Below are 5,610 nucleotides of genomic sequence, written 5' to 3'. Positions count from 1 at the left end.
CTGCCTGGGTGGCCGCCGGACATCGGCGGTGCAGGGCCCAGGTGTCATCATGCACACCCCCGGCTTGCCCTGGCCGGCGACCGTCCCCATCCAGCCACCATGACCGAATCCTCCCTGACCCTCGCCCAGTCCCGCCTGCTGCAGCCCGGCGGGCTGGATCCCGCCGCCCTCGACCGCGCCTTCGGCACCCTGTTGGGGCCGGGCATCGACTTCGGCGACCTGTACTTCCAGCACAGCCGCCGCGAGAGCTGGACGGTGGAGGACGGCATCGTCAAGGACGGTGCCCACTCGATCGAGCAGGGCGTTGGCGTGCGGGCGATCTCCGGCGAGAAGACCGGCTTCGCCTATTCGGACGACATCAACGCCGAGGCCCTGCGCCTGGCCGCCGGCTCGGCCCGGGCGATCGCCCGCGACGGCCGCGCCCACGCCCCGCGCCAGCTGGTGCGCAGCGGCGGCCACGCCCTGTACCCGGCGCTGGACCCGGTGGACGGCATGCGCAACGAGGACAAGGTCGAGCTGCTGCGCGCGCTGGACCGCCTGCTGCGCGCCGCCGACCCGCGCGTGCAGCAGGTCACCGCCAGCCTGTCCGGCGGCGTGGACACCGTGCTGGTGGCGCGCAGCGACGGCGTGCTGGCCGCGGACGTGCGCCCGCTGGTGCGGCTCAACGTGCAGGTGATCGTCGAGCACAATGGCCGCCGCGAGTCCGGCTACGCCGGCGGCGGCGGGCGCTATTCCTACGAGGAGCTGTTCGCCGGCGGGCGCCCCGAGCGGCTGGCGCGCGAGGCCCTGCGCCAGGCCCTGGTGAACCTGGAGGCGGTGGACGCCCCGGCCGGCACCATGCCGGTGGTGCTGGGCGCCGGCTGGCCGGGCGTGCTGCTGCACGAGGCGGTCGGCCACGGCCTGGAGGGCGACTTCAACCGCAAGGGCACCTCGACCTACGCCGGCCGCATCGGCCAGCGCGTGGCCGCCCCGGGCGTGACCATTGTCGACGACGGCACCCTGGAAGGCCGCCGCGGCTCGCTCAACATCGACGACGAGGGCGAGCCCACCCGCTGCACCACCCTGATCGAGGACGGCGTGCTGGTCGGCTACATGCAGGACAGCCTCAATGCCCGGCTGATGGGCATGGCCCCGACCGGCAACGGCCGCCGCGAGTCGTTCGCGCACCTGGTGATGCCGCGCATGACCAATACCTACATGCTCGCCGGCCGGCACGATCCGCAGGAAATGATCGCCTCGGTGAAGCGCGGCCTGTACGCGGTCAATTTCGGCGGCGGCCAGGTCGACATCACCAGCGGCAAGTACGTGTTCTCGGCGACCGAGGCCTACCTGATCGAGGACGGCAAGGTCACCGCGCCGGTCAAGGGCGCGACCCTGATCGGCAACGGCCCGGAGACCATGCAGAAGGTGCGCATGGTCGGCCACGACCTGGCCCTGGACGAGGGCGTGGGCATCTGCGGCAAGGACGGGCAGAGCGTGCCGGTCGGCGTCGGCCAGCCCTCGCTGCTGATCGACGGCCTGACCGTCGGCGGGACGCGGGCGTGATGGCCCGCGCGTGAGGCCGGCGATGCAGGACGCAGGCGCGTGGCGGCGCGGTCAGTCGTCCTGGCCGGGCTCGAAGCCGGCGTCGTCGAACTCGAGCTCGTCGTCGACGGAGGCCGCGGCGTCCGCGCCGTACCCGGCCGCCTCGCCGGCGGCCGCGCCGCCCAGCAGCGCCTTCAGTTCGCGGAACAGCTCGCGGAACGCGCGCGGCGGCTTGTTGCGCTTGCGCTCCTCCAGCGTGTTGCGCACCAGGGTGCGCAGGCGCTGGCGGTCGGCGTGCGGATGTTCGTCCAGCAGCTGGCCGAGGGCGGCGTCGCCTTCCTCCAGCAGCCGCTCGCGCCAGCCTTCCACCCGGTGCATCAGTGCCACCTCGCGGCGCGCGGCCACGCCATCCTCGTCCAGCGCGTCGCGGATCGCGTCCAGCGCGGCCTCGTCCTCGCGCCGCATCTGCTTGGCCAGGAACGCCAGCTGGCGCTTGCGCGCGATGTGTGCGGTGATCTTCCGGGTCTGCTCGATGTGCGGCAGCAGGTCCTCGGGGATGGGCAGCTTCGACAGCTGGGTGGGGGTCAGGCCGGCCAGCTTCTCGGCCAGCTCCAGCACGCCCAGCGCTTCGCGGCGCTTCTGGCTGCGGCTGGGGGAAAGGTATTCGCCGGTTTCTTCGTCGCGTCCGCGCATGGGGTGGGGGCTCGTTCGGATGGGCGCGATTCTACCCGCATGGCCACCGGCGCCATGCATCGCCGGCGCCGGGTGCGGCCCGGCACACTATCGGATTGCCTGTTGAGGATGGGAACGTGAACGACATCGTGCGCAACGACGACAGCCAGCAGCGGCTGGACCGCCTGGCCGAGATCTCGCAGCGGCTGCTGGCCCGCGCCCGCGCGCTGGGCGCCAGCCAGGCCGAGGTCAGCTGCAGCGAGGAGCGCGGGCTCAACGTGTCCGTGCGCATGGGCGAGGTGGAGACGGTGGAGTCGTCCAACGACCGCGGCATCGCCGTGACCGTGTACTTCGGCAAGCGCAAGGGCAGTGCCAGCACCGCCGACCTGCACGAATCCAGCCTGGAGGCCACGGTCGAGCAGGCCTGCGCGATCGCCCGCCACACCGAGGACGACGAGGCCGCCGGCCTGGCCGACCCGGAGCTGATGGCGCGCGAATTCCCCGACCTGGACACCTGGCACCCGTGGCGGCTGGACGCGGACGAGGCGGTGGAACTGGCCTTGGCCTGCGAGGCCGCCGGGCGCGAGGCCGACCCGCGCGTGGCCAATTCCGATGGCGCCTCCTTCGGCAGCGGCGAGAGCCTGGCGGTGTACGCCAACAGCCACGGCTTCGTCGGCCGCGAGCGCGAGACCCAGCATTCGCTGGGCCTGGCCCTGATCGCCGGGCACGGCGAGGCGATGCAGCGCGACGGCTGGTACAGCATCGGCCTGGCGCGCCAGGACCTGGAAAGCCCGGCGGCGATCGGCCGCCGCGCCGCCGAGCGCGCGGTCTCGCGCCTGGATCCGCGCAGCGTGGCCACCGGCGAATACCCGGTGCTGTTTTCCGCCGAGGTCGCCCGCTCGCTGGTCGGCCACCTGCTGGGCGCAGTCTCCGGCGGCGCGCTGTACCGCAAGGCGAGCTTCCTGCTGGACAGCGTCGGCACCCGCCTGTTCCCGGAATGGCTGTCGATCCATGAGCGTCCGCTGCTGCCGCACGGCCTGCGTTCGTCGGCCTTCGACGCCGACGGCGTGGCCACCCGCGACAACCCGCTGGTGGTCGACGGCGTGCTCCGCCGCTACGTGCTGGGCAGCTACTCGGCGCGCAAGCTGGGCCTGCAGACCACCGGCAACGCCGGCGGCGTGCACAACCTGGAGGTCTCGGCCAACGCCGGCACCCTGCAGGACATGCTGCGCGGCATGGGCCGCGGCCTGCTGGTCACCGAGCTGATGGGGCAGGGCGTCAACCCGGTGACCGGCGACTATTCGCGCGGAGCGGCCGGGTTCTGGGTGGAGGACGGGCAGATCGCGTTCCCGGTGGACGAGCTGACCATCGCCGGCAACCTGCGGACGATGTTCGCCGCGGTCGAGGCAGTGGGCAGCGAGGTCGACCCGCGCTCGCACATCCGCACCGGCCCGATCCTGGTCGGGAAGATGACCGTGGCCGGCGGGGACTGAGCCGCGCGCGGCGCGGCGGGAGGATGGGCGCGGCCGGCACGGATTGCTATCCTTCGGCCGCTTCACCCATTGCACCGTGCGGTGCCTTTCCGACTACTTACAGGGGAAAAACGAATGAACGACTACAACAGCACCGCGGTGAGCGCCGACGAGCGCCTGTGGGGCCTGTTCGCCCACCTGTCCACCTTCATCGGCCTGGTCATCCCGCTGGGCTCGCTGCTGGGTCCGCTGGTGGTGTGGCTGATCAAGAAGGACACCATGCCCTTCGTCAACGACCAGGGCAAGGAAGCGCTGAACTTCAACATCACCGTGCTGATCGCCGCGGTCGTCTCGGGCGTGCTGACCCTGGTGCTGATCGGCTTCCTGCTGCTGATGGTCGTGGCCCTGGGCTGGATCGTGCTGTCGATCATCGCCGCCATGGCCGCCAACCGCGGCGAGGCCTACCGCTATCCGTTCACCCTGCGCCTGGTGAAGTAAGCGCCGGCGCGCGAGCGCCAATGCAAAGGGCCCGGCAACGCCGGGCCCTTTGCTTTTCCGGCCTGCGATGGCGCGGCCTTCAGTGGTTGCGGCGCACCGCCAGCTCGCCGAGCGCCTGCAGCAGGTCGCTGCCGCGGCCCAGCCCGGCCAGCGCGGCCTGCATCTGCAGCGCCAGCTGCTCCAGCTTGGCGCGCGCGCCGTCCACGCCCAGCAGGGCGGGGTAGGTGGACTTGGCCTGGGCCACGTCCTTGCCCGCGGTCTTGCCCAGGGTCTCGCTGCTGGCCTCGATGTCCAGCAGGTCGTCGCGCACCTGGAAGGCCAGGCCCAGCGCGTCGGCGTAGCGGTCCAGCTGCAGCAGGGTCGGCTCGTCGGCGCCGGCGCCCAGCGCGCCCATGCGCACCGCGGCGCGGATCAGCGCCCCGGTCTTGAGCGAATGCATGCGCTGCAGCGCCTCCAGCGGCAGCTGGCTGCCGGTGGCGTCGATGTCCAGGGCCTGGCCGCCGCACATGCCGCGCGCGCCGGAGGCGCGCGCCAGTGCCTGCATCCAGGCCGCGCGCAGCGCGGCCGGCGCCTGGGCCTCGGCCAGCGCCTCGAAGGCCAGGGTCTGCAGCGCGTCGCCGGCCAGGATCGCGGTGGCCTCGTCGAAGGCCACGTGCACGGTGGGACGGCCGCGGCGCATGTCGTCGTCGTCCATCGCCGGCAGGTCGTCGTGCACCAGCGAATAGGCGTGGACCAGTTCCACCGCCGCGGCCGGGGCGTCCAGCAGTGTTTCGTCCGCGCCCAGCGCGGTGCCGGCGGCGTACACCAGCAGCGGGCGCATGCGCTTGCCGCCGCCGAGGGTGGCGTGGCGCATGGCCGCGTGCAGGCGCCGCGGCTCGGCGGCATCGTCCGGGAGCAGGCGTTCGAGGGTGGCTTCGGTGCGCGCGGCCCAGCGCCTGAAAACCTCAGGCGCCATCGTCGGCGCCGAACGGCTGGGCGTCCTCGGGACGGTCGGGGTCGGAGAGCAGGCGCACGCGCAGCTCGGCCTGCTCCAGCGCGCCCTGGCAGCGGCGGTACAGGCCGACCCCGCGCTCGTAGGCGGCCAGCGAATCCTCAAGGCTCATTTCGCCCTGTTCCATCTTCTCGACCAGCTGCTCCAGCTCGTCCAGCGATTGCTCGAACCGGGCGACGGGGGAGGCGTCGAGGGCATCGTTCTTCGGCATGCGGCAAGTGTGCGCGGTGGGGCGGAAGGGGTCAACGCGGCGCGCGCGGCGGCTGCCAGCGCAGGACCAGGGCGTGCGCTTCCAGCCACTGCTCCAGCGGGGCGGCCAGGACGATGTCGGCGGCCGCCAGCACGCTGCCGCCGGCATCGCACAGCAGCGGCAGCTGCGTGCGCCGCCACGGCGGCACGCCACGTTCCTGCAGCAGGTGCTTGAGCGCGTGCGAATGCGCGCGGCCGCGCAGG

General features: G+C 72.8%; 7 protein-coding genes. 3 read left to right on the top strand and 4 right to left on the bottom strand.

The genetic code is table 11. From position 1 onward, the window contains the following. Positions 1–99: 99 nt before the first annotated feature. A complete protein-coding gene (gene tldD, locus B351_RS0102615) occupies positions 100–1,545 on the top strand; it encodes a metalloprotease TldD (protein ID WP_019397501.1) in 1,446 nt (481 codons plus the stop codon). A gap of 51 nt (positions 1,546–1,596) precedes the next feature. Here the strand turns inward: tldD and yjgA are convergent, their stop codons facing one another. Continuing rightward, a complete protein-coding gene (gene yjgA / locus B351_RS0102610; protein ID WP_019397500.1) occupies positions 1,597–2,217 on the bottom strand; it encodes a ribosome biogenesis factor YjgA in 621 nt (206 codons plus the stop codon). A gap of 116 nt (positions 2,218–2,333) precedes the next feature. Between yjgA and pmbA the strand changes: the two genes are divergently transcribed. Continuing rightward, complete coding sequence (pmbA, locus tag B351_RS0102605) at positions 2,334–3,689, top strand: metalloprotease PmbA (protein WP_019397499.1); 1,356 nt, start codon at positions 2,334–2,336, stop codon at positions 3,687–3,689. Between the two features lie 114 nt (positions 3,690–3,803). Continuing rightward, positions 3,804–4,166, top strand: coding sequence for a DUF4870 domain-containing protein (locus B351_RS0102600; protein ID WP_019397498.1), 363 nt, complete (start codon positions 3,804–3,806; stop codon positions 4,164–4,166). Between the two features lie 79 nt (positions 4,167–4,245). On the opposite strand, the gene B351_RS0102595 is transcribed toward B351_RS0102600, so the two are convergent. The 3 genes from B351_RS0102595 to tilS form a co-directional block, all read right to left on the bottom strand. Further along, complete coding sequence (locus tag B351_RS0102595; RefSeq protein ID WP_019397497.1) at positions 4,246–5,121, bottom strand: polyprenyl synthetase family protein; 876 nt, start codon at positions 5,119–5,121, stop codon at positions 4,246–4,248. Further along, complete coding sequence (locus B351_RS0102590; RefSeq protein ID WP_019397496.1) at positions 5,111–5,368, bottom strand: exodeoxyribonuclease VII small subunit; 258 nt, start codon at positions 5,366–5,368, stop codon at positions 5,111–5,113. The genes B351_RS0102595 and B351_RS0102590 overlap by 11 nt, the downstream gene beginning before the upstream one ends. A gap of 31 nt (positions 5,369–5,399) precedes the next feature. Then, on the bottom strand, positions 5,400–5,610 hold a 211-nt coding region (tilS, locus tag B351_RS16085; protein ID WP_039730784.1), incomplete at its 5' end, for a tRNA lysidine(34) synthetase TilS.

Source organism: Pseudoxanthomonas sp. GW2 (genome assembly GCF_000283075.1).
Taxonomy (GTDB): Bacteria; Pseudomonadota; Gammaproteobacteria; order Xanthomonadales; family Xanthomonadaceae; genus Pseudoxanthomonas.
Note: the sequence above shows the minus strand (reverse complement) of the source record. Positions and strands in the feature narration are given on the sequence as shown.